The following is a 26983-nucleotide window of genomic DNA, read 5'->3' on the forward strand; positions in this document are numbered from 1 at the left end:
CCGCGAAGGCAGCAGTGACGACGCGCGCGAGACCAGCCTCCAAGGTAACGATCAAGGCAGCTATCGCTTCCAGCTCGGCAGTCCCCTCACCCCGCTGGTGGCGGGCGACTACGAAATCCGTCTGTTTGCAGTCCACCCGAACAGTGGCGAGCGTTACGAAGTCAGCCGCTTTGTCTATCGCCTCGATCCGCTCAAGGCCAAACCGGCCCCGACCGATCCGAACGCGACCGTCATCAACGATCCGTCGGCACAGGTCACGATCGGCAATACCAGCTTCAAGGTGCCCAATCCCGAATACACCGGGCAGTGGGCCTTGGTCGATGGCTGGTTGCAACCCTCGACCCGCCGCGACGACATCATCGTGGTCGAAGGCACGGGTCTGAGCTCCGGCATCCATGTGCTCGACATGCTCTATACCCGCGATGTTGCGGATAGTCATACCACCACGATCAAGACAGGCCCGGCCACCAAGGAAGACTCGGTCACCAATTACAAGGGACCGATGCTGAGTCTGGCCGCGACGCTGACGCCAGCGCGCCAGGAACAACTGAAGAACGGTCTCTATATCGCCTATGCAGGCGCTGCGTTTACCAGCAACCCTGATCCGCTGTCGAAAGACTACAACCGCTTCCAGATGCCGAATCTGGGCAACGGCCAATTCGGCTGGAGCACGCCGCTTGAGAATCGCGATACCTATCGCGTGATCCTGTACGGCCTCGATGCCAACAACAAGCCGGTGATCCTGCATAACGGCTTCCTGGCCGATCTGAACAAGCCCTCGACCCAGATCAATGTCGATGGCGCGAGCTTCACCGTTACCTGCACCGAGCAGACCACAACTGGTGGCACGATCACGGTGCCGATTCCCGACACCTACAAGCTCGAGATGGCGTTCGATCTGAGCGCCAAGGAGCGTGCGTCGATTGCTGGCGACGGCAGCCTGGCGCTGCAACTGCGTTCGCGGCCCACCGGTACCGATCTCAAGAACTATGCACTGAAGGCCGACGCCAACGGTCGCTTTGCGCTATCGGTCAATGTGCTCAAGGGCGATTACGAGATGAAGGTCAGCTATCTCGACAAGGATGGCCGTCAGGTCATCGTCGAGTGGCAACGTCTGGACCTGCAACGTGGCAAGACTGAGGTACGCCAGAGCACGGTGGTGATCGGCGAAGAGCGCAATGCCAAGCTCAGCAGCAATGGCCAGACGATTACCAGTTCCGAAGGCGGCATCTTCTACGGTGTGAAGAGCGGTGGTGTCGGCAGTTATGAACTGAGCGTGATGACCTCGCTCAGCGACGGTCAGTCTGTCCAGAGCGACAGCAAAAAGCGTGGCCAGGTCCAAGAAAGTCGTTTTGATGCCATGGGCCGGCGCATCGCTGGTCGTGACGCCGATGGTGTTTGGCGCGAGTTCAGCTATGACCTCGCCGGCAATGCGATTTCGACCCGGGCGTACGGAGACGAGACGCCCGACTCCGCCCTATTGTCGACCAGCTATACCGCCTACGACGGTCGCGGCCGCGTGACGGCCCAGTACAGCACCGCGTTCGAAGCCGGAAAGCAGGCGGCCGGCGATACCGCAACGCTGGAGGCTTTCGGCGCCAAACAGTTCGACCGGACCATCACCCGCTATCGCTACGACTGGGCTGATCGCGTGATCGGTCAGGGGATGGGCGCGGACAGGAAACTGCTCGATGTCGATTTCCAGCTCGATCCGGTCAAGCATACCCGCCAGCTGAGCCGTTACGACGCGCTGGGCCAGCTGGTCGAGAGCATCGATGGAAAGGGCAACGTCACCCGGTACTTCTACGATCTGCAAGGCCGCCGCACGGTGGTCGTGGATGCCCGCGGCCATAGCACCACGTCGCGTTACGACCGTTGGGGCGATCTGGTGTCGGTCACCAATGGCGCCGGCGATACCGAGACCTATGTCAACGATACCTTCGGCCGCCGGATCGAGAAGACCGACGGAAACGGCAACAAGACCAAGCTGGTATATGACCAGTTCAACCGTCTGCTGCAAGAAGGCGAGAAGAACTTCTACCAATACGATGCCAACGGCAACCGGACTGAAACGCTGGTGGCCAGACAGCGCATCGTGCAGGACTACGATGCCCTCAACCGCATCGTGGCCACCCACACTTGGCAAAACAGACAGGAAATCATCGAGCGTCGTACTTACGACGTCTTTGGCAATGTCAGCAGCGAAATCGACGGTGAGAATCGGGTCAAGACTTACGAATATGGTGAGTTTGGTCGTCTGAAGGCGATGATCGACGAAGGTGGCGTCCGATTCAGTTATGACTATGACGCCCTGGGGAATCAGATCTCCGAGAAGAGTGCCCAAGGCAAGGACATCGTCAAGCAATATGATGCCGCCGGCCATCTGACCAAGATCATCGATCAGGCTCAGCCGGGTCACGAAAACACGACGACCTATCTCTATGACGCGCTCGGTCGCAAGATCCGCGAGATCTTCGACGGCTGGAGCTATAGCGCCCCCGACCACCCGATCGAGAGGCAGGAAGGCCGCGATACTTCCTATCGCTATGACGAGGTCGGCCGTCTGGTCGGCTGGTTCGATCTGCGGACCAATCTCGGTACCCGTTATCAATACGATGAAGTAGGCAACCGCCAGCGCGTCTATGAGACCAACGGTCAGGGCGTGTTCGACCATCATTACAGTTTCGATGGGGCTAACCGCGTCAAAACCATCCATCAAGGCGGCGAGCTGCTGCATGCCTACGATTACGACCGCAATGGCAATCGGGTCGTCGATATCGACAAGGGTGTGACGTATCGCTACTGGTATGACAGCAATAACCGAGTCACCCACTCGGAATGGCAGGTTCGTCCTGATAAAGGCGCCTACGAGGTGGGCTATGGCAAGGGGGATGCGGTCAATACGGCCTTCGATGTACCGCAGAACGATTCGACCTCGATTTCCTCAGACCCGTGGGAAATCAAGGTTGGCACGCCGCTGGGTTACCCCAGCATGTCGCTCAAGCAGCTGGCACGTGATTACCTGGGCAATGCCGAGCTTTGGAATGTCATCCAGGTCGATGGCGAGCCGGTCAGTGATGGCGATCTCTATCTGAGCAACCGCACCGTTCGGATTCCGAAGACCCTGCGCGCGCTCGCTGGGCTGACCTATGGCAGCGGCGAAGGCTGGCGCTGGATTGCCGAGGCAAATGGATACAATTCTGCCAACACGAATCCAGATGCACTGCTGCCTTCTGGTCAAACGATCAAATTGCCGCATATGTGGCGTCGTACCTGGAAATACGACGACAACGGCAATGTGACCGAGCAGACGGCTGGCTACGGCTACCGTATCTCGCAGAAGACGGTGAGCGAGTATTACGAGAACAACCGCCAGTACCATAGCGACACCTTTGGCCTGGTGGAACCCCAGCGGCCCAAGCGCGATCTGCGCTGGTCCTATACCCCGTTCGGGGCGGTAGAGATTGCCTGGAATGCGCGCGACAGTAAGTCGCCGACGGGGGTTCCCAAGTACTTCTATCTGGCGCTGACCCAAGGCAGCTATCAAACCTACGACCGCAGCGGCCGCGTCACGCGGATCGACACGCGCCTGTTCGACTATTCGCAGACGCCGAACCGGATCGAGTGGCAGCACAACATGGCCTGGCTGGGGGCTGGCGAATCAAAGCAGACCGATCTGCACTATCGCTATGACTACTTTGCTGATGGCCGGGTGAAGTCGGTCACCGTCAACGGTGACAAGAACGCCAGCGGCGCCAGCAGCTTCGGCTACGACGCCAACCGCCGCCTGCGCTATCAGTGGCTGGGCAAGGGCAATGGCATGAAGCGGCCGGAAATCAGCCATTTCGAGTACGACAACGAAGGCCATATCCTCAGCAAGTATCACGACAGTGGCCGGGATGGCGAGAAGCCAACCATCAGTCGCTATATGTACGCCAATGGCCAGGCGGTAGGAGAAACCTTCCAGAATCCGCAGGGGGTCTTCAGCGTCATGCTCGATGAGGGTCGCTATGCCACCACGCGCAAGATCGATGGCAGTTTCCCCACAGGCAGCACGGCAGACTACACCGCTCAGGGCGGCGAGAGTCTGCAGCATGTGGCGGCCATGCTCTATGGCAATCCTAACCTGTGGTATCTGCTGGCTGACGCCAATGGCCTGAGCGCTGACAGTGTTCTGCCGGCCGGGCGCAAGCTGGTGGTGCCCAATACGGTGCGGGCCAACGAAGCCAATGCCAACACCTTTGCGCCTTATCGTGAAGGGGAAATCACCGGCGGGCAGCTGCCCAACGTCAATATGCCGGTGCCTAAGCCCAAGTGCGGGGTGGCGGGGCAGATCCTGATCATCATCGTGGCCATCATTGTCACGATCTATACCGCTGGGGCAGCCGCCTCGGCAATCGGTGCCTCCACCACGGCAGCCGGCTCGGCCGCAGCGGGTTCCGCTGCCGCAGGCACGGCGGCCGCGAGTACCGCAGCCGCGGGGACTGCCGCAGCAGGGACGGCTGCGGCCACCACGGCTACCGTGACTGCTGCGAGCATGAGTACGTTCTCGGCGGGGATGGCGGCCATCGGCGGCTCGATGGGCGGATTGGGCGCCATCGCTGCCGGGGTCGGTGCCTTTGCTGGGTCGGTGGCCAGTCAGTTGGTGTCCAAGGAGCTGGGCTATACCGAGCACTTCAGCTTGCGGAAGGCGGCTACAGACGGCCTGGCGGGTGGTTTAACCGCTGGGATTGCCTCGGCTTTCAATATCAGTGGTTGGAGCTCAGCGTTCAGTAATGGCCTGAAAGAAGGCGCCCAGCTCTCGCAACATGCGGTGAACTTCGCCAAGACAGCGGCTTTTGCCGCCATGCGCGATGCCGTCACCCAGCAGGTGTCGGTCTGGACCAATCTCCAGAAGCGAGTCGAATGGGGGCAGGTCGCTGCCGCGGGCCTGGCTGCTCCGTTGACCCAAACCGTTGGTTGGGGCTTGGACAAGGTGGCTGGAGAGCTTCCGCAAATGCTGCAAAGTGCGGGGCAGTTCATGGCTGGCGTGGCAACGAGAATAGCCGGCAGCGCCATTACTCATGGTCTCAACAAGGCAATCAGCTCGTCTTATCAAGGCTCTTTCAATTTGAGAAAGACCGCCATCAACGCTTTTGGCGGGGAAGTCGGGGATGGAATTGTCGGTTACTTGAAGTCCGTTGATCCGGAAGAGATCAGAAGACGACAGGAATTGTTGGATAAAGCCCAAGCTTCACGTCTGATCGGAGACTTCTATCGAAGCCGTTCGAGCTCGCCTAATAGTCTGGCTTATCAAAATTATGGAGGGGACGACCCCTTACAATTGCTGAACCAGCCCTCGCCATATTTCAACAGCCATGGATTCTTTGGCCCAACTCTTCATGGCGATAATGGCGAATCTTATGAATATATGGCGCCCTTGGAATGGAGTGGCCCGGTTCAATTTGTCCCCGAAGCTGACCCGATCATGGAGCTGGCCGCGTCTCCTGCAAGAAGAAAAGAATTGTTCCGGCCACAAAAATAATGATTAACGGCAAGGCAATTTATCGTACAGCAGAAGGATCCTTCACGGATGAAGTTGGAGGAGATCTGGATGCGGCTAAGTTTGCCAAGCTTCGTCGAATTGCTGACCAAGATGAGGCTGACCGTATTACCGCGCACAATAGAGAGAGATATGCGATAAAAGATGCGAATGTGCGCGCTACAGTATTGATCCCTTCTGATCGGGAAGCCACCAAGCGCGCCAATGAGGAACTGGGAATACGCCAACAACGTTTGCATCAGCAACTTCTAGAGCTTGATGCTCCCCATCAGCCGTGGGCGAATGCTGAGGCCAATTCGGCAGCGATTGAGGCTCGCCTGAAGGAATATGATGGATTAAATCTTATTGGCCGTACTGTTAAGTACAGTCTCGACTGGTTGGATAAAAACGACAGAAAAATAGATGAGATCGCCGTTGATGGTGATGGAACGACTACTGCGGCAATTTCTTTCCTTAAGCCCGTCATGAGACTTGGTACTGATGTATTAAGGAATTCCGCGGGAATGATCGGGGTAATTGGAGATTCGAAACTTCGAGGGGAAGCAATCAAAGGCATTACCCACTTGGCACAGAACTACGACAAGGTAATCCCTGCTGCCTTCGAAAAATGGAATGCCCAATCTTTCCATAAAAAGCTTGAAGATGGCTTTGTTGGGATAGGCAGTATGCTTCTCCCGGCGCCCGCCATGGCAAAGGGGCAAGAACTGCTTGGCAGGGGTCTTGGCAAGACATTAGGTTTCGTTACTGAACTGACGCCAGTCGCAAAGACCATTGACAAGGTTACTCCTCTGACGCTCCCCCTTGTGAAAGCCGGGGACTGGGTGATCAAAAAGGCCAACTCTGCCCTTGAATATTTGGGAACGACGGCCGCGCGCCTGCCGGGTGCAGAGAAGCTCATCTTCGCCTATGAATATGCAGCAAATACGACGGTTCGAGGTGCTGGACGAGACATCGGTGCTGCGGTGTGGGGAGAGAGCCAGGAACGCCTGAGCTATGGTGCACGCGTGGCGGATACACCGATGAATTCGGCTATTCGCGCGACTTTGAACGAGACCCTGTCCAGCATGGAGCGCGGTGGACTCAAAGTCAGCGTTGACAACCACATGGGGCGGGCTGTGGCCGCGTTCGACGGCGATGGCATGATTTCCTCGTTCCGGTACAACTCGCAGACCATCCGTAAGGTGGATGTCCTGGAAGAACGCCATCACTATGCCAATATTGGCAAGTACAATCATGGCATGTCTGCAACCCGGATGGAGTTGCAAGCTAAGCGGGATTTGCTCCTAAGCCATAATATGTCTTGGGAGGTAAAGAAGGGCTTGCTGAACAATATTGTTGCCCTGCGTAAAGGAGAATACTTTGAGAGTGCTCAGGCTAGAGGCCGCTTGTTCAGCGTGCCAAACAGTTTCTCCGGCGCTGCGTTTACGGAAGGGAAATTCCTGCACGACATAGTGCCTCGGACAAACTTGGAAATTTATGGAGAGGCCATCAGCCGTACACCGTCGGAAGCAAAAGAGATCCTGCTGAAGATTGGGCACGATGCTGAAACGCTGGATGGATACAATTTCGTCAAACTAACTCAGTCACAGTATGAAAGGATGGTCCGTGATCGTGGGGGCATGCACTTTGACGCTGCATATGGAACAGTCCCACCTGGTTCGAGATCGGTATCCTTTGCCGATAACATTTCCAGTCGCATGGCCAGTGGTGAGTCTCGAGTCCCTGTCTGGGTAAGACCTCAAGTCTTTGAGAGTGATGAAGCTATCGCACAGGTTCTTTCTCACGAAATTCACGAAATTGAGAATCTGAGATATGACTTATATCACCCAGTATCTACTGGGGCTTACTATGAAAAAATTGCCCCTAATATCCCGAATAACCTTCACTTTGATGCCGTAAAGGAAGGGGATTTCATGCTCCTTAAGTTGCGTCAACTTCTGGGTCAGTAGGAGAGAGGAAGTTATGAGCACTCCAGAGAATGAACTCATGGAAATTCAGGAGCTAATTACTAGCTCCGAGCAAGGGTTGTTTCCTGTGGATACGGTGGCATTTTGTGTCGCGGAATGCATCATAAAATATAATGATGCGAAATTACTTGAAAAAATTCCGGCGCATATATCCTCTCTGATAGTAGGGATGATAAATGCTTACAAGGAAGATGGATTTCTGTTTTCCTATTCCAATGTTGGAAAAGTGGATAAAGCTGAATTTGTGCGGCAATTGATTGGTGTTTTGGAGGCTTAAAACAATTGAAAATGGGCCTGGCTCGACTTTTTTTAAGGCGAAATCACGATCCCCGGCGGCGCCAGTAATGCCAACCAATACCGCTGGAACCTGCAGTCGCTGATCCCGCGCATCGGCTACAAGGACTACCAATACCTCTCCGCGTCTACGACAGCAGCGGCCGCGAGGGAATTAAAGGGGCCGTGGTCGAATTGTTTTAAAGAATATTCGACCACGGCCCCTTTTCTTGTAAGCGTGCGGGTGTTCTATCGCGAGCGGCCGGTGGTCTGTAAATCGAACTGTGTAATTCCCCGATTTCAGAGCGCGGCCAACGGCACGCGCTCCTCCCCAAACATCAGCTGGAAGCTCTGCAGCGCCGGCGTCCAGTGATGGATACTCTTCCAGTTCCGGGACGCTTCCCGGATCGCCAGGAACAGCGATTTCAAGGCCGAGTCGTCGTTTGGGAAGATGCACCGGTTTCGCGTCAGCTTGCGCAGGCTCATGTTCAACGACTCGATGGCGTTGGTGGTGTAGATGACCTTGCGGATTTCCGGCAGGAACTGGAAGAAGGGAATGATGTTGTCCCAACAACCGCACCACGGCCCGGTATTGCTGGCCCCAGTCCGCCTCGAAGGCGTCCAGTTCTGCCGCCGCTTCGTCGGCCGTGGCCGATTGGTAAATGCGCTTGAGCGCCGCTACCACGGCCTTGCTGTCGCGGGCGGCCACGTAGCGCAGGCTGGCCCGTACCAGGTGCACGATGCAGAGCTGGGTCAGCGTCTTCGGGAACACGGCGTTGACCGCCTCCGGCAAGCCCTTGAGGCCATCCATGCTAGCAATGTAGATGTCCTGCACGCCGCGGTGGCGCAATTCGGTGAGCCCCGACAGCCAGAACTTGGCGCCCTCGTTCTCGGCCAGCCACAGCCCCAGCACCTCCTTCTCGCCGCGCAGGTTCACACCCAGTACCACGTGCGCCGACTTGTTGACGACCTGCTTGTTGTGCTGGACCTTGACCACGATGCCGTCCAGCCAGACGATGGGGTAGATGGCCTCCAGCGGCCGGTTCTGCCAGGCGCGGGCTTCGTCCAGCACGGCGTCGGTGACCTGGGCGATGAGCGTGTGCGAGAGCTGGACGCCGTACAGCTCGACCAGGGCGTCCGCGATGTCGCGGGTGGTCATGCCCTTGGCGTACAGCGCCAGAATCTTGTCCTCCATCCCGGCGAGCCGCACCTGGCGTTTCTTGACTCGTTGCAGGTGTTGCCTCGCTTGGCGCCGGGCTCGGGGTCGTAGCCCAGGTGGGCGTCCATCTCCGCGGCCAGACTACGGTTGATCATGTGCTGCAGCATCTGCGCGTACAGCTGGCTGATATCTTCGGGCATCCTGCAGCCTCGCGTCAGCTCGTCCAACATCTCTGGCGTAAGCGCCATGTAGCGGCTCCTCACGACGAAGGCCGCATCATCTCAAACGGCAGTTACACAGTTCAATTTACAGTCTCGAGTTTGGTCGTCTGAAGGCGATGATCGACGAAGGTGGCGTCCGATTCAGTTATGACTATGACGCCCTAGGGAATCAGATCTCCGAGAAGAGTGCCCAAGGCAAGGACATCGTCAAGCAATATGATGCAGCCGGCCATCTGACCAAGATCATCGATCAGGCTCAGCCGGGCTACGAAAACACGACGACCTATCTCTACGACGCGCTCGGTCGCAAGATCCGCGAGATCTTCGACGGCTGGAGCTATAGCGCCCCCGATCATCCGATCGAGCGACAGGAAGGCCGCGATACTTCCTATCGCTATGACGAAGTCGGCCGTCTGGTCGGCTGGTTCGATCTGCGGACTCATCTCGGCACGCGTTATCAATACGATGAAGTAGGCAACCGCCAGCGCGTCTATGAGACCAACGGTCAGGGCGTGTTTGACCATCATTACAGTTTCGATGGGGCTAACCGCGTCAAAACCATCCATCAAGGCGGCGAGCTGCTGCACGCCTACGATTACGACCGCAATGGCAATCGGGTCGTCGATATCGACAAGGGTGTGACGTATCGCTACTGGTATGACAGCAACAACCGAGTCACCCACTCGGAATGGCAGGTTCGTCCTGACAAAGGCGCCTACGAAGTGGGCTATGGCAAGGGGATGCGGTCAATACGGCCTTCGATGCACCGCAAAACGATTCGACCTCGATTTCCTCAGACCCGTGGGAAATCAAGGTTGGCACGCCGCTGGGTTACCCCAGCATGTCGCTCAAGCAGCTGGCACGTGATTACCTGGGCAATGCCGATCTTTGGAACGTCATCCAGGTTGATGGCGAGCCGGTGGGTAATGGCGATCTCTATCTGAACAACCGCACCGTTCGGATTCCGAAGACCCTGCGCGCGCTCGCTGGGCTGACCTATGGCAGCGGCGAAGGCTGGCGCTGGATTGCCGAGGTAAATAGATACAATTCTGCCAACACGAATCCAGATGCACTGCTGCCTTCTGGTCAAACGATCAAATTGCCGCATATGTGGCGTCGTACCTGGAAATACGACGACAACGGCAATGTGACCGAGCAGACGGCTGGCTACGGCTACCGTATCTCGCAGAAGACGGTGAGCGAGTATTACGAGAACAACCGCCAGTACCATAGCGACACCTTTGGCCTGGTGGAACCCCAGCGGCCCAAGCGCGATCTGCGCTGGTCCTATACCCCGTTCGGGGCGGTAGAGATTGCCTGGAATGCGCGCGACAGTAAGTCGCCGACGGGGGTTCCCAAGTACTTCTATCTGGCGCTGACCCAAGGCAGCTATCAAACCTACGACCGCAGCGGCCGCGTCACGCGGATCGACACGCGCCTGTTCGACTATTCGCAGACGCCGAACCGGATCGAGTGGCAGCACAACATGGCCTGGCTGGGGGCGGGCGAATCAAAGCAGACCGATCTGCACTATCGCTATGACTACTTTGCTGATGGCCGGGTGAAGTCGGTCACCGTCAACGGTGACAAGAACGCCAGCGGCGCCAGCAGCTTCGGCTACGACGCCAACCGCCGCCTGCGCTATCAGTGGCTGGGCAAGGGCAATGGCATGAAGCGGCCGGAAATCAGCCATTTCGAGTACGACAACGAAGGCCATATCCTCAGCAAGTATCACGACAGTGGCCGGGATGGCGAGAAGCCAACCATCAGTCGCTATATGTACGCCAATGGCCAGGCGGTAGGAGAAACCTTTCAGAATCCGCAGGGGGTCTTCAGCGTCATTCTCGATGAGGGTCGCTATGCCACCACGCGCAAGATCGATGGCAGTTTCCCCACAGGCAGCACGGCAGACTACACCGCTCAGGGCGGTGAGAGTCTGCAGCACGTGGCGGCCATGCTCTATGGCAATCCTAACCTGTGGTATCTGCTGGCTGACGCCAATGGCCTGAGCGCTGACAGTGTTCTGCCGGCCGGGCGCAAGCTGGTGGTGCCCAATACGGTGCGGGCCAACGAAGCCAATGCCAACACCTTTGCGCCTTATCGTGAAGGGGAAATCACCGGCGGGCAGCTGCCCAACGTCAATATGCCGGTGCCTAAGCCCAAGTGCGGGGTGGCGGGGCAGATCCTGATCATCATCGTGGCCATCATTGTCACGATCTATACCGCTGGGGCAGCCGCCTCGGCAATCGGTGCCTCCACCACGGCAGCCGGCTCGGCCGCAGCGGGTTCCGCTGCCGCAGGCACGGCAGCCGCGAGTACCGCAGCCGCGGGGACTGCCGCAGCGGGGACGGCTGCGGCCACCACGGCTACCGTGACTGCTGCGAGCATGAGTACGTTCTCGGCGGGGATGGCGGCCATCGGCGGCTCGATGGGCGGATTGGGCGCCATCGCTGCCGGGGTTGGTGCCTTTGCTGGGTCGGTGGCCAGCCAATTGGTGTCCAAGGAGCTGGGCTATACCGAGCACTTCAGCTTGCGGAAGGCGGCTACAGACGGCCTGGCGGGTGGTTTAACCGCTGGGATTGCCTCGGCTTTCAATATCAGTGGTTGGAGCTCAGCGTTCAGTAATGGCCTGAAAGAAGGCGCCCAGCTCTCGCAACATGCGGTGAACTTCGCCAAGACAGCGGCTTTTGCCGCCATGCGCGATGCCGTGACCCAGCAGGTGTCGGTCTGGACCAATCTCCAGAAGCGAGTCGAATGGGGGCAGGTCGCTGCCGCTGGCCTGGCTGCTCCGATCAGCCAAGGCATTGGGTTCGGATTGGACCGCCTAGTCAATCAACTACCCAGCAGCTTGCAAGGAATTGGCGGGATGCTGGCTGGTGTAACCTCGCGGATTGCCGGTAGTGCTGTGCAGCATGGTTTAAACAAAGCGGTTAGCTCGTCCTATCAAGGCAGTTTCAATCTACGCAGCTCGTTGATCAATGCGGTGGGCAGTGAGATCGGCGATGGTCTGGTCGATTATCTGAAGTCGAATGAACCGTATGAGATTGCGATTCGTCAGGCGGCACAAAGACAGAACATGGCAGCGGCGGAGCAGGCCGCTGGAGCGTGGGACGCCATTACCTCATATACAGCCCAGGTCGGCGAGGCCATGGCTGACACGCTCCGCAAGAGTGCATTCGTCGCAGGATCCGATGAGGATGCTCGCCTGATCCAGCATCTCATGGCGACCCAGGAAAGGTCATATGTAACGGGTCTCTATGGCCCTATGACCAGCCGGGCGTTGTCGCGGCAGAGGAAAGAGCAGGGCCTACCCTCTACAAGGTCAGAAAGGGCGATACGGTCTCGGGCATTGCCAAGAGAATGCTGGGGGACGCCAATCAGATGGCGGCCCTGTTGGCAGCCAATCCAGGATTGAGGCGTAACCCAAATCTATTGAGGGTGGGGGACGAGATCGCCATTCCTCAGGACGGTAGCTACGATCGCGAAGCAGCCGAAGAGGTTTCCAGGCATTTCTTTGCTGCCGATGCAGCGGACCGAAAGATGCGCGCAGAAGCCGCAGCAGCCCAGATGCGCCAGGAAGCGCGGGAGCTGCGCAAAATCCGCGAGGAGATGGTAAACCCGACTTCTGGCTCCGTGCGGGGTTGGGGAACCTTGGATGATGTCAAAGCGACATTCGCAGTCTATAAATTGCAAGCCAATGCAGCAGAAAATCTGACTGAACAAGCCCAGTTAATTGAACAGGCGGGCGGCAAAGCGGAGAAGGAAAAATACCTTAAGCGTTACATTGCAGCCAACAGCGGTAATGTCCACGATAAGTTTGATCTAAACAGCATCAAGCATCTCTCACTGCTAGATCAGGCCAAGATTATTGAACTCCAGCAGGATACCCGCACGAATTACGAAAAAGTTGCGGAAGAAATGGGGGGGGTCAGGGCCTTTGTGGCAAGTGCAGGCGGCAGAGCCAAGGATTACTACCTTGGTGGCAGGCAACTGGCCTCTTTGATTACAGGTCCCAATTCGGAGCTTGATGATGAGCTAAGAGAGCATTTCCTCGCGAAAGATGCTTTGCGAACCCACCATGTGGGAGCAGCTTTCAGCGGGGAAGCTGCAACCGACTTTGGGTTGAGTCTGATTGGCGCTCGCTGGACCGGGGGGGCCAGCTGGCGAGTCAGGCTGGCTACAAATAGTGTAGAGGGCACCTTGTTTGGTCTGGCTGAGCCAGTTCATCCAGACTTAAAGGATTTCCTGACTGAGAAACTAACGCAGACCCTGGTTCGGGCAGGAACGCAAGCGGTCGTGGGCACCACACTGCCGCCGGCTATCAGCAAAGTTCGAGGAGCTGCCGCTAGCTTGGATCAGTACATCAAGCTGAGCTCTATGAGCGGCCTGATAGACGATATGGGAGAGCTGGTCGGTAATCGGGCTATTGTTGAATCTCGACGTGATGCAACCTATTTGCTCAAAGACCTGCCAATCGATCACCCAATGCGCCAGATGCAGGCAGAGTTTCATTCCGATCTGACTAGCAGAGGGATCCGTATCGTTGAGAATACGAAGATGGAGCGGACGATCGCCATGTTTGCGGCAGACGCTGCGGGGACGATCGATAGCTTCCACTTCAACCCTCTGAAGATGAAGTTCGCGCATCTGGTAGAGGAAGGTCATCATGGCGCTGATCTCCCTCTCCTCGGCAGAAGGCTTAGCGCTGCGGAAATAGAAATTAAAGGTAAGTCTGCGACCTTTAGAGAGAATCTGCCGGTCCGGCAGAAGTTTGCCTTGGCTCGGGATATTGTCAGAGTTAAGAATAATGATTACTTTAACCGAGGAGCTGCTGGGGGGGTTCTGTATGCTATAGATAGTTTTGCAGAGACTTCGGGTGGTAAAGGCAGGTTTTCAGCCTTTGATGTAGAAAGTAATCTACATCGAAGAATATATGGGCTGGCGAATGATGAGTTCTCTCTGCATTATACAAGCAGCGAAATCAAAGGAATTTTTCAGTCCGGCGTTGAGCTTGGCTTAGAGCAAAGAACTATTGAAGATTTGATGTTTGTAGGCTCCAGGGTGAAAAAGCCAATCACAGCTCAAGAATTAGTTACGCAGATGGATAATTACGTCAACGTGGTAAAGAAAAGAGGCTATCCCTATAAATTCGATGACAGACAGGCTTTTGAGAGTTTCTCTGCGGGCTTGAAGAACATTTTGAGGGAAGGGGAAATTCCCACCACCGACGTTAGAATACAAGGTTCGTCTTTGAGAACACCTCATGCAAAGGATATAGATATTGCAGTGTTTACCACTGAGCAGCAATTCGATATCCTCGCCAAGAGAATGATCCAAGGCATTAGGGATCGAGCTGGGCCTGTCGCAGCTGAGAAAATTGTACGTGATCTTGAGCGTCAGGCTGCTGATGGTCGGATTAACTCCTACTACTTTGATAGAAAACTAAAAAACGACCCGACATTTAACCAAAAAATGAGAGAGCTTGATAAGCACATGATCAATAGTGGAGGGACAGACCTCTCTCTAATCCTGTACGGAAAAAATTTTGACGTAAAACCTTATCTTGGGGTGTAGAAAATGAAAGATATTCAATCCGAAAAATTTATGATTGGCTGCAGGGTTGTTAGTCAGAAGGAAGCCTTGGAGGATGGGACATATTCGATGTACATATTCAAAAATGAAAAACCGGATCGAATAAAAATGTTCCATAACGGGTGTCTCTATAAAGTGGTTTACCCTGAGCGAGAAAAGCCTTTTGATGGATTGAAGGCTGAGCATTTTAAGAATTATCCTGGTGTCACTTTGGAGGTTTGGGAAGAACGAAAACCTTATTGTGAAGCTGGATATGAATACAGGAGCCATGTATTTAATGAGTGCGGTGAGCAAATATTGCTGCGCGATTGCATTCTCGACGCCAAAGAGAGAATTATAAAGGAAGTGGAAATGGATGATAATTTCGAGGTCGTTGTTGAGTATGGATATGTATATGACGGTGATGAGTTGGTCGAGGCTATAGAGTTTGACAAGGAGGGAAATAGAGTTGGTGGGCGAGACTTTAGGGATTGATTGAGAATTTCAGACCCGCAGCCTGAGATTTTTTGGGCTAATAATGAAGCCGCCCAAACCCCGCTCCCGCACGACGAATTGGTCCGAATACAACCGAAGCCTGCAAGCGAGAGGCGACCTCACAATCGGTTTCAGTAGCACAGTGCTTCAGAGGGCGCGCTCTAAAATGAAGTGCAACACTCAGCCGGATGACATGGCAGAGTGTCGGCATGACAAATCATTACAGTCACTTGGTAGCGGCAGAGCGTAATCAGCTCCAGAAATCATTATTGACGGGGGAGAGTTTGCGTACGATCGCCCGTCGGATGAATCGCTCAGTCTCGACGCTGTCCCGAGAATTGAAGCGTAATGCGCCGGCTGCTGAGTACGACGCGGTGCGTGCTGGACAGTTAGCTCATCGGCGTCGGCGCCGTGGTGCGGTAAAGCTGAAACAGGCGTCCTCGCTGATGAACAAGGTGATCGACAAATTGCGTCAGGGCTGGTCGCCGGAGCAAATTGCGGGCAGGCTACCTTCGATGTACCCGACTGATTTGACGATGCGTGTGTGCCACGAAACCATTTACCGGACGCTGTATGCGATTCCTCGCGGCGAGCTACGCAAGGAATTGATTTTATTACTGCGGAAGTCACATAAATCGCGGCTCCCCCGTACGCGAGGCACCGACCGGCGCAGCTTGATCGACATGATCTCCATTCACGATCGGCCAGAAGAGGTGCTGTCGCGCGCCATCCCGGGTCACTGGGAAGGTGATCTCATCAAGGGCGCCTACAATCGGAGCGCTGTCGGCACCCTGGTTGAGCGAACCAGCCGGTATGTCCTGTTGGCGAAGATGACCGACGCGACCGCTGACGCGGCGCTGGAAGCCTTTACACGACGACTTCGCCATGTTCCCGTCAGCGTCCGTAAGACGCTGACCTACGATCAGGGCAAAGAGATGGCTCATCATGCCGAACTGGCTCGACGGCTCAAGATTCAGGTGTATTTCGCTGACCCTCATAGCCCTTGGCAGCGACCGAGCAACGAAAACATGAATGGCTTCATCCGCGAGTACCTGCCCAAAGGTATCGACCTATCTGTTTTCTCTCAAACCTACCTCAACGACATTGCGCGAAGCCTCAACACCAGGCCTCGCAAATGTCTGGGTTTTCGTACCCCTGAAGAAGTATTTCAGGAACATATCAATCGCTTGAAGGCCGGTGTTGCACTTCAAACTTGAATTCGCCCCCTATACCCTGCAAACCGAAGTCCCAACCGATAGATCTATCCGCTATTCCGGCTGAACTGCTGGACCAATTTGGCAGCGGCCCGATGACGGCCGAAGCTATTCATGCCGCCACGCTCGCGTTCAAAAAAGCGCTCATTGAGCGAGCGCTGGGCGGGGAGATGAATCACCATCTCGGCTACGCCCCGGGCAGCGCTAAGCCTGCCAGCGTGACGAAGCAGCGCAATGGCCGGGGTGCCAAGACCGTTCTGACCGAAGACGGGCCGATCCGTATCGAAGTGCCGCGTGATCGCGAAGGCAGCTTCGAACCGGTTCTGGTCCCCAAACATGCACGACGCTTCACGGGCTTCGACGACAAGCTCATCGCGATGTACGCCCGAGGCATGACCGTGCGTGAGATTCAAGGCTTCCTGCTGGAGCAGTACGGCACCGAGGTCTCCCCCGACTTCATCAGTTCCGTGACCGACGAGGTGATGGCCGAAGTCACCGCCTGGCAAGCCCGGCCCCTCGAACCGATGTATCCGGTCGTGTTCTTCGACGCGCTACGCGTGAAGATTCGCGAAGACGCTGTGGTGCGCAACAAGGCCGTCTATCTGGCACTAGGCATTCTGCCTGACGGCACGCGTGACATCCTGGGCCTGTGGATCGAAAGCACCGAAGGCGCCAAGTTCTGGATGAAAGTGTTCAACGATCTGAAGACCCGCGGTGTGGCCGACATGCTGATCGCCGTGACGGACGGACTCAAGGGCATGCCCGAAGCACTGGCCGCCGTGTTTCCTGCGACGACCCTGCAAACCTGCATTGTTCACCTGATTCGAAACAGCCTCGACTATGCGAGCTGGAAAGATCGCCAGTCACTGGCGGCCGCGATTCGCCCGATCTATACCGCCCCGAACGCAGAAACCGCCCAAGCCGAACTGGAGGCATTCGCCCAAGGACCGTGGGACCAGAAGTTTCCGCCAGGCAGCACCGCTTGGCGTCATGCGTGGGAGCGCGTGATTCCGTTCTTTGCCTTCCCACCCGGTATACGCAAAGTGATCTATACCACCAACGCCATCGAAAATATCAACGCGCAGCTACGCAAGATCATCAAGACTCGAGGCCACTTCCCGACAGACGAGGCCGCGACCAAACTGATCTGGCTCGCACTACGCAATATCACGGCAGACTGGGGGCGTGCCGCTCACGATTGGAAGACGGCCATGAATCAGTTCGCTATCCTCTATGCCGATCGATTCAGTCGACCTGCTCTCTGAATCTCTGTCCCGCCTTCAACACGGAATTGCTGACAGACCCCGCCAATGGCCTATTGCGCCAATATTTCCCCAAAGGATCACCCTTGGATAAATTGCGAGAGGCCGATGTTCACTTTGCTATGCAGCGCTTAAATACTCGCCCACAAAAGCGGTTTGGCTATGTGGCGCCCCTGCAACAATTCGAAAAACTGACGGGAATGACGCAAGTCCATCATTTAATTGGAATTGCACTTCGAAATTGAATTCACCGGGTCTCCTGGAAAGAAGGATATGCCTTAAACACGAAATTACTGACACTCCCGAAATCTTCCATAGACTCTAGATCATTTTAATAGCCATTTTTATGACTTAGGAGCTTCAACCCATTCCCCACCACCAACAAACTCGCCCCCACATCCGCAAACACTGCCATCCACATCGTCCCCATCCCCGCGACGGTCAGCGCCAGAAAAACCAGCTTAATTCCCAACGCCAGCGCGATATTCTGCATCAGCACCGCTGATGTCTTCCTCGACAGCCGAATAAACGCCGGAATCTTGCGCAAATCATCATCCATCAATGCCACATCAGCGGCTTCGATGGCGGTATCGGTCCCGGCTGCACCCATCGCGAAGCCGATATCGGCACGCGCCAGGGCCGGGGCGTCGTTGATGCCGTCGCCGACCATGCCGACGCTGCCACCTTGGCCGACCAACTCCGCGATGGCCTTGTCCTTATCCTCCGGCAGCAGTTCCGCCCGCACTTCATCGATGCCCAGTTGATCCGCGATCGCCGCAGCCGTATGTCGGTTGTCGCCCGACAGCATCAGCGTCTTCACACCAAGTCTGTGCAGCTCAGCAATCGCTTGCCGGCTGTTGTCCTTGATCGTATCGGCAACCCCAAACATGGCCAGGATGCGTGACTCATCCGCGAGCAACACCACCGTCTTGCCTTGGCGCTCCAGCGTTTCGAGACGAGAGGCGATGGTTTCCACGTCGTGGCCCAGCTCCCGCATCAAGCGCACGTTGCCCAGATGGTGGCGCTTTCCCTCGACCCGTCCGCTCACGCCTCGCCCCGGCAATGCGGTAAATGCCTCGACCGCTTGTGCTTCCTGCACGTTTGCCGCGATGGCTTTGGAGATCGGATGGTCGGACCGTGCTGCCAGCGCCACGGCCAGCTTCAGCACGGCCTCCTGATCAAGCCCAGCGAGCGCCACGGTTTCTGTCAGGACCGGCTTGCCGTGCGTCAAGGTTCCGGTCTTGTCGAGGGCGAGCCAGCGCAGTCGTTTGCCTTGCTCAAGGTAGACTCCGCCTTTCACCAGCAGCCCTTGCCGTGCCGCGTTGGCAAGACCGCTGACCAAGGTGACGGGCGTTGAAATCACCAGCGCGCATGGGCAGGCAATGACCAGCAGGACCAGTGCCTTGTAAATCCAGTCGAGCCAGCCGCCGCCCAGCCACAGCGGCGGAATCAGCGCCACGAGCAGCGCCAGTACGAACACTGTCGGCGTATAGATTTCAGCGAAGCGATCGACAAAGCGCTGAGTCGGCGCTCGGCTGCCCTGGGCCGCCTCGACGGCGTGGATGATGCGGGACAGCGTCGAATCATCCGCTCGCGCCATCACCTCGTAATCGAGTTCGCCATCCTGGTTGATGGTGCCGGCGAACAGGCTGTCGCCCACGGCCTTGTCCACCGGCACGCTCTCGCCTGTTACTGGCGCCTGGTTCACGCTGGAATTGCCACGTACCACTCTTCCGTCGAGTGCCACCCGCTCGCCCGGCTTGAGGCGGACCCGCGCACCGATGGCGACTTCCTTGGCATCGACCAGCTTCCACGCCCCATCGGCCTGCCGCACCAGTGCCTGCTCAGGCGCCAAGGCCATCAAGCTGCGGATCGCATTGCGGGCGCGGTCGAGCGACGCGGCTTCAATCCGCTCGGCCAGCGCGAAAAGCACCATCACCATCGCGGCTTCCGGCCACTGACCGATCAGGAAAGCGCCGGTGACGGCAATCGTCATCAGGGCATTGATATTGAGATTGCGGTGCTTGAGGGAAATCCAGCCTTTCTTGTAAGTGGTCAATCCACTTCCCAGCACCGCCGCCAGCGCCAGCAATGACGGCAACCACGGCTCGGCCAGCCCGGCCCAATGAGCGATTTCCGAACCCAGCGCCGCTACGCCGGCGAGCGCCAGCGGCCACCAGGGCTTGGGCGGGTCGGCCGGCAGCTCGCTCGTGTTGCCGCGCTGCTCGTCCAGCAGTTCCGGCGAAAAACCCAATTCACGGATTGCAGCCAGAATCGGCTCCAGCGCTGCCGCACCATGCTCGACTGTCAGCGTACGCGATATCAGGTTGAATTCCACTGCCCCGACTCCGTCGAGCCGGCTTAGCTGGTCGTGGATCAGACGCTCTTCCACCGGGCAATCCATCTGCATCACGCGGATGACACTGCGCCCTGGGTGGCGTACCGGTTCGGCGCTCATGCCGAGTTCGGCGATGGCCGCGACGATGGGGTCAGTGGAAGGCAAATTGTGGTGAACGGCAAGACGGCGCTGCATCAGGTCGAAGTCGAGGCTGATCACGCCGTCGAGATCGGCCAGGCGCTTGCGGATCAGCGCTTCTTCGGTGGGACAGTCCATTGCCGCAATCTGGAATCGGGCGATCCGGCTGGGCGCAGCGGGCGGAACGGGACGGCTTGGCGCCAGCGTTGGCTTCACACCGGACAAGGGACGGTAACGCGCTGCAATGGGTGTTTCGGTGCAGTGATCGTGATCGCAGCAGTCGCGCATGGCGCCATCCTCGTGTCGAAAGTCTGGACAGATTTCACACCCTGTAGTCAATACAGGGTCAAGCGCACAGGGAAGAAAATTTAGGGTTCAGGCCGACTTGAACGGTGGTTGTTGCATGTCGGAAGAAGAGGGAGAAAGAAATAGAAAATTAAAAGACAAAGGCTCGCAATGCATGACGAGCCTTTTAGTAGATTTATATGGTTTTCTGCTTTCAGACAGCAGAAGCCCGATCAAGCCTTGCCACGGGTTCGATGCCCCGGGCGTTGAGCGCATCGAGCAGTTCGTCGACACCCCGATCCTTGGCCATCCGCACTTCTTCGGCAAACAGCGGGAAGATCAGATAGTAGGCAGCGCTGATCTCGTCGCTGATATCGCACCAGCCGGCATCGGAATTGTCGCGAACGAGCAGGACGCCCTGGAATGGCGTATCGGGCAGACGGGGCAGCTTGGGGTCTTCGCTGGACAGGACCAGACAGCCTTCATCGGGTTGCAACGGGCCAAGCGGCAGGACAGCCGCCAGCCAGTCAAACAGCGCCAGTGCCCAGGCGCCGGTCGGATCGGGCAGCCAGTGGCCCGGCAGATACATCAGCAATTCGACCAGATGGGCCATCTCGTCGCGGTTGGCGGCCACGCGGCCGGCCAGCCCTACACTCATGATGGCGCGGCGGTCGCCCACGGTCGCCAGCCACAGCGGCAGTCGGCTTTGTTCGAGCCGATGGATGTCGGGATAGGCTGCCTTGAGATGCTGATGCAGGGTCTTGGCGTAATCGCCGGCGGCGCTGCCGTTGGCGAGCAGCCAATCGGCGATTTCATCCTGGCCCTGATCGCGGGCAAAGGAAGCGGGGGAACGTGAAGGGGAGCCGAAACCGACATCGAGCCGGGCGCCTTTGCTGACCAGCAGCTGCACGATATCGAGCGAGCCGCCGTAGATGGCATTGATCAGCGGGGTGGCGCGCACACCAGCGCCCCGGTTGACGTCGGCGCCGCGGCTGATCAGCCAGCGGGCCGCTTCGAGGCTGCCGTGGCCGGCGGCGCTGTCGAGCGGGGTCTCGCCTGAGCTTTGGTTTTCGATATCGATCGGCAGGCCAGCCGTGACCAGCCACTCGATAATCGATACCTGGTTCTTGCGGGCAGCGATATGTAACCAGCTCTCGCCGTTGATATGGGTGGTCAGCAACTGCGGCTGCCGCCGCAGGGTTTCGCCCACCGTGGCGGCGTCGCCTTCTTCGATGGCTTGATAGATCTTCTTGGCCGTTTCCTTGCTCATCCCTATCCCCTATTACCCGACTGATCGGTGCGCCGACCCGGATAGCGGGCGGCAATTGCGCGTTTAAAGCATCAGTCTAGCTGTTGCCATGCAATTTATATATCAGTCCGACAGGAACGATACAGTTGAGTCATCAGCTCATGCGGCCAGATTCGGCCAGCAAGGCGCTATCATTAGCGGGCTGCCTCGGTGGCACGGTAATTTTCCAACCTTTGTCGATCGGCAATACCGCACCAGGCTGCGCCTTCTGCCGATATTTTTCCTTTGCCCGCATGCATCCGACCTCTGTTCCTCCGACCGCCGTGGCCGTTCTGCCGGCCAATATTGTCGATCGCGACCAGCGCTGGATCGGCGAATGGCTCAATGAATACCGCAACTCGCCCAATACCCATGCGGTGTATCAGAAAGAGGCGCGCCGGCTGCTGTTATGGCTGCATCATCAGGGCCTGGCGCTGGCGCAGTTGCGGCGCCAGCATCTACAGGAATACGAAGCCTTTCTGGCCACGCCTCCCGCCGACTGGTGCGGCCCGGCCCGGCCGCTTGGCCACCCGCAGTGGCGGCCGTTCAGTGGTCCGCTGGCGCCGCGCAGTATCGAACTCGCGCTGCGTTCGCTGAAGAGTCTGTTTGTCTATCTCGAAGCCGAAGGTCATCTGACCCGCAATCCGCTGGCTGCCCGGGCACGGCTGCGTACCGGCCGCAGCAGCACGCCGCGCCGGGTGGTGCGCTATCTGAGCCGGGCCGATATGGCGATTCTGCTCGACTATCTCGACAACCTGCCGCGCGATACACCGCGTCAGACCGAGCACTATCTGCGGGCGCGCTGGTTGTTGCTGCTGCTCTACGGCACGATGATCCGCCGCAGCGAGACCATCGGCCATGCCGGCCAGTTGCGGCGTCAGGATGACGCCCATTGGCTCAGCGTGATCGGCAAAGGCGGCAAGCCACGCGATGTGCCGCTGCCGCCGCCGTTATTGGAAGCGCTGGCCGATTACCGGCGCCATAAGGGTCTGTCGCCCTGGCCTCGCGGCGGTGACGAGACGCCGCTCCTGATGCGGATCGCCTCGATGGCGCCGGTGGCGGCCAAGCATGTCTATCTGATCGTCCGTACGCTGTGCCTGGGCGCCGCCGCCCACGCCCAGCAGCGTGGCGAACTTGAAAGCGCCCAGCGGCTGCGCCAGGCGTCCACCCACTGGTTGCGCCATACCGGGGCGTCCCACCTGGCGGAAACGGTCGATCTCAAGGTCTTGCAGGACAATCTGGGCCACGCCAGCATCGCGACCACCGGCCTCTACCGTCATGTGGAAGACCGGGCCAGACATGCGGCAACGCTTGCGGGTTTCAGCTTGCCCAGCCAGGGGCAGGATAAAATCAAAGAGTGAAAATATTTTAAATATTCTCACTTTGGCGCGCTCTGTCTTGCAGAGCTTTTGCAGATTAGTTTCCAATGGTTGAACCAGCCCCGCCAGGACAGTCCGGGCATCGGTGAGCAGATATGGTTAAAACTTCACCGATGCAGCGGCTCACTCGCAAATCTGCTTCTGATTTCCAGCCCAAGGTTTGCGCAGCATGATGGTGGCGGTGTCCCAGGCATCCCAGCTCGACGGGTCGTCGAAGCTGAAATTGGGCGAGGTGCCATCGGCCACGATGCCGGTCAGGGTCCAGATGCCGGCACCGGCGCCCTGGAGCGAGATGGCATTGCTGATGATCACATCGGTAAAGGGGCCGCTGCTGCTCAGGTTTTCCGCGCGCGGGATATAGACATCTTCGACGGCCGACAACTGCGATACATCGGCGCGGAAGGCGCTGATCAGGCTCGAACCGATGCCTTGTTTCTTGAGCACCAGAAAACGCGGCGCCATGCGGCCTTCGGGGTTGGACATGATGAAGTAGATATCGCGGTCGACCTTCTTGCTGGTCGCATTGGTGGCTTCGTAGGTGACGGTAAAGCCGACGGCGTCGAAGGCGGCTCCGTCGCAGGGCGACATCTTGGTATTGGTGGGGTATTTGGCCGTCAGCTTTTCGCCGGCGCTACCCTTGGGCATCGAGGCCACCACCTTCATGCTGTAGGCCGCCTGAGCCGGCAGTACCAACAGGGCAATCAGTAAGGTGGACAGTACGGTGGTTCTGCTCATAAGCCTGATTCTCCATCACTGGGCGGTACTGCCAGCAACCGCCCTGTTTTAGCACACGACTTGTCGCAAAGCCGCATTCTGGCAATAGCACCACGCTCAGACGCTACCGCTTCGACTACAGTGCCGGGTTTGCTTCTATATACAACAAACCTCCCTATGCTCCGCTACCTGACGCTGCTTTGTCTGCCTTTATTGTCACTAGCTGCCGTACCACCGGCCGTTTCTGCCGGCGGCCGCTACAGTCTGGCGCTCGATCGCGACGGTCAGGTCTTTGCCTGGGGCGACGGCAGCAACGGTCAGTTGGGCGGCATCGCCTCGGCTACCGTGCCACAGCCGCTGGGCCTGCGCGGAATCGCCGCCTTGGCGGCTGGGCCGCTTCACGCAGTGGCGCTCGACCAGGGTGGTCAGGTCTGGACCTGGGGCGGCAATGCCCATGGTCAGCTCGGCGACGGCAGCCTGATCGATCGGGCAAATCCGCTTCGGGTCGAGGGCCTCGACCAGGTCAGCGCCGTAGCCGCCAGTGCCCGCACCAGTCTGGCCCTGCGGCGCGACGGTAGCGTCTGGCACTGGGGTCATACCGGCACAGGATTGGCACCGCGTCCACTGCCGGTGGCGGGCCTCACCGATATCGTCGCCCTTGCCGCCGGCCAGGAACACTGGCTCGCGCTGCGCAGCGACGGCGTGGTGTTCAGCTGGGGCAACAGTCGTGATGGCCAGCTTGGCCTGGCCGACCCCAACACCGGCGCTACACCGCAGCCGCTGCCGGGACTTGGCCCTGTCGTTGCCCTGGCCGGTGGTGAGCGTCATAGCGTGGCGCTGGGGCGTGATGGCCGGGTCTATGTCTGGGGCGACAATCGCTATGGCCAGCTTGGCCTGGGTGATCTGGAACCACGTCATCAACCGGTCGCGCTGCCGGAGCTCGAAGCGATCATTGCCATCGCCGCAGGCAACCAGCATACCCTGGCGCTGCGGCGCGACGGGACGGTTTGGGGCTGGGGCCGCAATGAGCATGGCCAGCTCGGTGCCGAAGCGCCACTGTTGGCGCCCTATCCCGTATGGCTGCCCGAAGCCGACTTCACCACCATGGTCGCGGCCGGCGAGCAGCATACGATGCTGTTGCGCAGCGACGGCCTGGTGCAGACCCTGGGCAGCAATCTGACCGGGCAGCTCGGTGATGGCACCCAGGTGACGCGTCATCGTCCGACCCTGGTTGCCCAATCTTCGCTGCAAGGTTTTCTCGACCTTGACCCGACGCTGGCCAATCATGCGCTGGCACCTGAACAGCGGCCGCCTTTTCTGCTCAATGTCCACGCTAGCGGCCGGCGCCAGCAGCGTTCGCTGAGCGTGGAACTCAAGCTGCCGTCGCGACCGAACCCGGGCGGTTATCACCTCTATGTCGGTGCCCGGCTGCCCAATGGCGACAATATCCAGCTGCTGTCGCCCGAACTGCGCGAGCAGATCTATCAGCGCAGCGGCTCCCATGGCTGGGTGCCGTATACGGGCGGCGCCCTGAAGCCGATGCTGGAAAATATCCTGCAAGACGACGCCCAAGCCCGGCTTACTGTCGACGTGCTGTCCGATCTCGATCTGGAGAAGTTTCTCGGCGCCCTGATCTACATCGGCTACGGCAGCAGCGACGCCGAGATGCTGCAGAGCTGCCGGCTGCGGGTGATCTATGTCGTTACCGACGAGAACGGCAATATCCCTGAAGGTCGCCGCCTGCCCAAATTGTTCTGCGACAACTAACCCTGCCCGTCGCGTGCTGCCGGCAGTTTCTCGGCGGCGCGGGCGCGGCGCTTCCAGCGCTCCAGTTCGCGCAGCTGGCGGCTTTGTTCGGTCTGAAGCTGGGCATGGGCCTTCCCCAGCCGCTCGAGTTCGCTGCTGAGCGCAGCCAGCGTGCCGCCCAATTCGCCACGTTCCCGTTCCAGTGTTCGCAGCTGCTCGGTCTGGCGCGACAACTGGGTCTGCATTCGAGTGCGTTCCTGCTCCAGCGTGGCTTCGGCCGTGGCCAGCCGGCTGCGTGCCTCCTCGACCTGTTGCCGGGCGGCCTGGCGCTGCCGGTCGGTCTCTTCGGCAAAAAAGCGGCGTTCATCGGCCAGATTGGCTTCCAGGCCGGCATAACGGTCGCGCCACTCGGCAATCGTGGCCTCGATCTGTCGGGTCGCCTCTTCGCGCAGGGCAGCGCGCTCCTGCACGGCGGCTTCGTGCTGGCGGCGCAGTTCCGCCAATTGTTCCTGTAGCCATTGCTGCTGGGTCTGTTCGGCCTGGAGACGGATATTGAGGGTGTCGAGTTCACCGCGCAGCCCTTGGTTCTCGAGCCGGGCGGCAGTGAGTTCGGCATCGGCGCGGGCAACGGCATCCTGGGCGGCACGGGCGGCTTCGGCCACGGCCTGTTTTTCTGTCTCCAGTTCCAGGCCCAGCTCGGCGCGGATATGCCATACCACCTCCTCAAGCATCTTCACCAGTTCAGGCGATAAGGTCGGCGCTTCGATAATGCGCCGGGCCTTCTCCCCCAACTGCTGACGCCAAGCTACCAGGTGCTGCTGGATGGTATTGGGCCCCCCTCCCCCGAGACGCTCGCGCACCGCATGCAGATTGACATCACGACCATCGGCCAGCAGGGCTTCACAGGCAGCGAACACCGCTTCTCGGGTGGCAATGGTGGCTGGACGGGGCATCGACATCTCCTGATTATTAGTTTCGATATACTACTTTGAACTTGAATATTTAGTAAGTAATAACGTCCCATTCCTCATAATCGGCATTATGGCGTTTTTTCTGTCAGAGCAAGCAGGATAATTCGTGAAACATAAGGTGAAATAAGCCCCAAACCCAGCCTTCAAGCTGCTCCCAGCCCTGCCATCTTTCAGCTGCTGATGTTTCACGAGCTGCCTGTAAGCCGCTTCGACATGCCTGCCACCCCGGTTAGGGCCTCCTCGGACACTCCTGCGCTGTCTCTGGCGCGGCGAACCGTTCCGCTGGAGGCGCCAAGCCCGCGGCGCGGCCTTTGCCCAGCTTTTATGCAACAAAGCTTGTCGTAATTAACAGACATCTCTTCCGAGGCGCAACGGGTTTTCTTTTTCTACTGATGAATATTCCCGCCCTCGATGCTTTTA

Annotated in this window: 15 protein-coding genes and 1 pseudogene (1 of these 16 only partly in view); 11 read left to right on the forward strand and 5 right to left on the reverse strand. The window is 58.2% G+C overall.

Annotated elements, in window-relative coordinates:
• The 3 genes in view from ACFOW7_RS21265 to ACFOW7_RS21275 are tightly spaced (at most 13 nt apart) and all read left to right on the forward strand, a layout consistent with a single transcriptional unit that may run on beyond the window.
• Positions 1–5524, forward strand: the final stretch of a protein-coding gene (locus tag ACFOW7_RS21265; protein ID WP_378168488.1) for a hypothetical protein. The gene continues 19646 nt to the left of window position 1, outside the view; only the last 5524 of its 25170 coding nucleotides appear in the window; the start codon falls outside the window, past its left edge; its stop codon occupies positions 5522–5524.
• A complete protein-coding gene (locus tag ACFOW7_RS21270) occupies positions 5524–7491 on the forward strand; it encodes a hypothetical protein (protein WP_378168490.1) in 1968 nt (655 codons plus the stop codon). The genes ACFOW7_RS21265 and ACFOW7_RS21270 overlap by 1 nt, the downstream gene beginning before the upstream one ends.
• A gap of 13 nt (positions 7492–7504) precedes the next feature.
• Complete coding sequence (locus ACFOW7_RS21275; protein WP_378168492.1) at positions 7505–7786, forward strand: hypothetical protein; 282 nt, start codon at positions 7505–7507, stop codon at positions 7784–7786.
• Between the two features lie 296 nt (positions 7787–8082).
• Here ACFOW7_RS21275 and ACFOW7_RS21280 read toward each other — a convergent pair.
• A pseudogene (locus tag ACFOW7_RS21280) lies at positions 8083–9189 on the reverse strand (IS256 family transposase).
• A gap of 89 nt (positions 9190–9278) precedes the next feature.
• Between ACFOW7_RS21280 and ACFOW7_RS21285 the strand changes: the two are divergent.
• The 6 genes from ACFOW7_RS21285 to ACFOW7_RS21310 all read left to right on the forward strand — a co-directional run bounded on the left by ACFOW7_RS21285 (position 9279) and on the right by ACFOW7_RS21310 (position 17707).
• Complete coding sequence (locus ACFOW7_RS21285) at positions 9279–10106, forward strand: hypothetical protein (RefSeq protein WP_449252244.1); 828 nt, start codon at positions 9279–9281, stop codon at positions 10104–10106.
• Positions 10004–12577 (forward strand): LysM peptidoglycan-binding domain-containing protein, encoded by a 2574-nt coding sequence (locus ACFOW7_RS21290; RefSeq protein ID WP_378168495.1) that lies wholly within the window; start codon positions 10004–10006, stop codon positions 12575–12577. The genes ACFOW7_RS21285 and ACFOW7_RS21290 overlap by 103 nt, the downstream gene beginning before the upstream one ends.
• A complete protein-coding gene (locus ACFOW7_RS21295; protein WP_449252245.1) occupies positions 12544–14736 on the forward strand; it encodes a hypothetical protein in 2193 nt (730 codons plus the stop codon). Before ACFOW7_RS21290 ends, ACFOW7_RS21295 begins: the two co-directional genes overlap by 34 nt.
• A 3-nt stretch (positions 14737–14739) precedes the next feature.
• Positions 14740–15228: a hypothetical protein gene (locus ACFOW7_RS21300; protein WP_378168499.1), complete on the forward strand. Its 489-nt coding sequence runs from the start codon at positions 14740–14742 to the stop codon at positions 15226–15228.
• Positions 15229–15437: 209 nt separating this feature from the next.
• Positions 15438–16445, forward strand: a complete 1008-nt coding sequence (locus ACFOW7_RS21305) for an IS30 family transposase (RefSeq protein ID WP_378168501.1) — start codon at positions 15438–15440, stop codon at positions 16443–16445.
• Between the two features lie 11 nt (positions 16446–16456).
• A complete protein-coding gene (locus ACFOW7_RS21310; RefSeq protein WP_378168555.1) occupies positions 16457–17707 on the forward strand; it encodes an IS256 family transposase in 1251 nt (416 codons plus the stop codon).
• A gap of 328 nt (positions 17708–18035) precedes the next feature.
• Here ACFOW7_RS21310 and ACFOW7_RS21315 read toward each other — a convergent pair whose 3' ends face one another.
• Together ACFOW7_RS21315 and ACFOW7_RS21320 are read right to left on the reverse strand one after the other, a co-directional pair.
• Positions 18036–20468, reverse strand: coding sequence for a heavy metal translocating P-type ATPase (locus ACFOW7_RS21315; RefSeq protein ID WP_449252246.1), 2433 nt, complete (start codon positions 20466–20468; stop codon positions 18036–18038).
• Positions 20469–20679: 211 nt separating this feature from the next.
• Positions 20680–21735, reverse strand: a complete 1056-nt coding sequence (locus ACFOW7_RS21320) for an ankyrin repeat domain-containing protein (protein WP_378168504.1) — start codon at positions 21733–21735, stop codon at positions 20680–20682.
• A 272-nt stretch (positions 21736–22007) separates the two neighbouring features.
• On the opposite strand from ACFOW7_RS21320, the gene ACFOW7_RS21325 reads away from it, so the two are divergent.
• Positions 22008–23114: a tyrosine-type recombinase/integrase gene (locus tag ACFOW7_RS21325; RefSeq protein WP_378168506.1), complete on the forward strand. Its 1107-nt coding sequence runs from the start codon at positions 22008–22010 to the stop codon at positions 23112–23114.
• Between the two features lie 141 nt (positions 23115–23255).
• On the opposite strand, the gene ACFOW7_RS21330 is transcribed toward ACFOW7_RS21325, so the two are convergent.
• Positions 23256–23867: a hypothetical protein gene (locus ACFOW7_RS21330; RefSeq protein WP_378168508.1), complete on the reverse strand. Its 612-nt coding sequence runs from the start codon at positions 23865–23867 to the stop codon at positions 23256–23258.
• 156 nt (positions 23868–24023) lie between these two features.
• Between ACFOW7_RS21330 and ACFOW7_RS21335 the strand changes: the two genes are divergently transcribed.
• Positions 24024–25613: an RCC1 domain-containing protein gene (locus ACFOW7_RS21335; RefSeq protein WP_378168510.1), complete on the forward strand. Its 1590-nt coding sequence runs from the start codon at positions 24024–24026 to the stop codon at positions 25611–25613.
• On the opposite strand, the gene ACFOW7_RS21340 is transcribed toward ACFOW7_RS21335, so the two are convergent.
• Positions 25610–26545, reverse strand: a complete 936-nt coding sequence (locus ACFOW7_RS21340; protein ID WP_378168512.1) for a DNA-binding protein — start codon at positions 26543–26545, stop codon at positions 25610–25612. The two genes, ACFOW7_RS21335 and ACFOW7_RS21340, sit on opposite strands and share 4 nt — an antisense overlap.
• Positions 26546–26983 lie beyond the last annotated feature (438 nt).

This window comes from Chitinimonas lacunae (assembly GCF_042650885.1).
In the GTDB taxonomy this organism is placed as follows: domain Bacteria; phylum Pseudomonadota; class Gammaproteobacteria; order Burkholderiales; family Chitinimonadaceae; genus Chitinimonas_A; species Chitinimonas_A lacunae.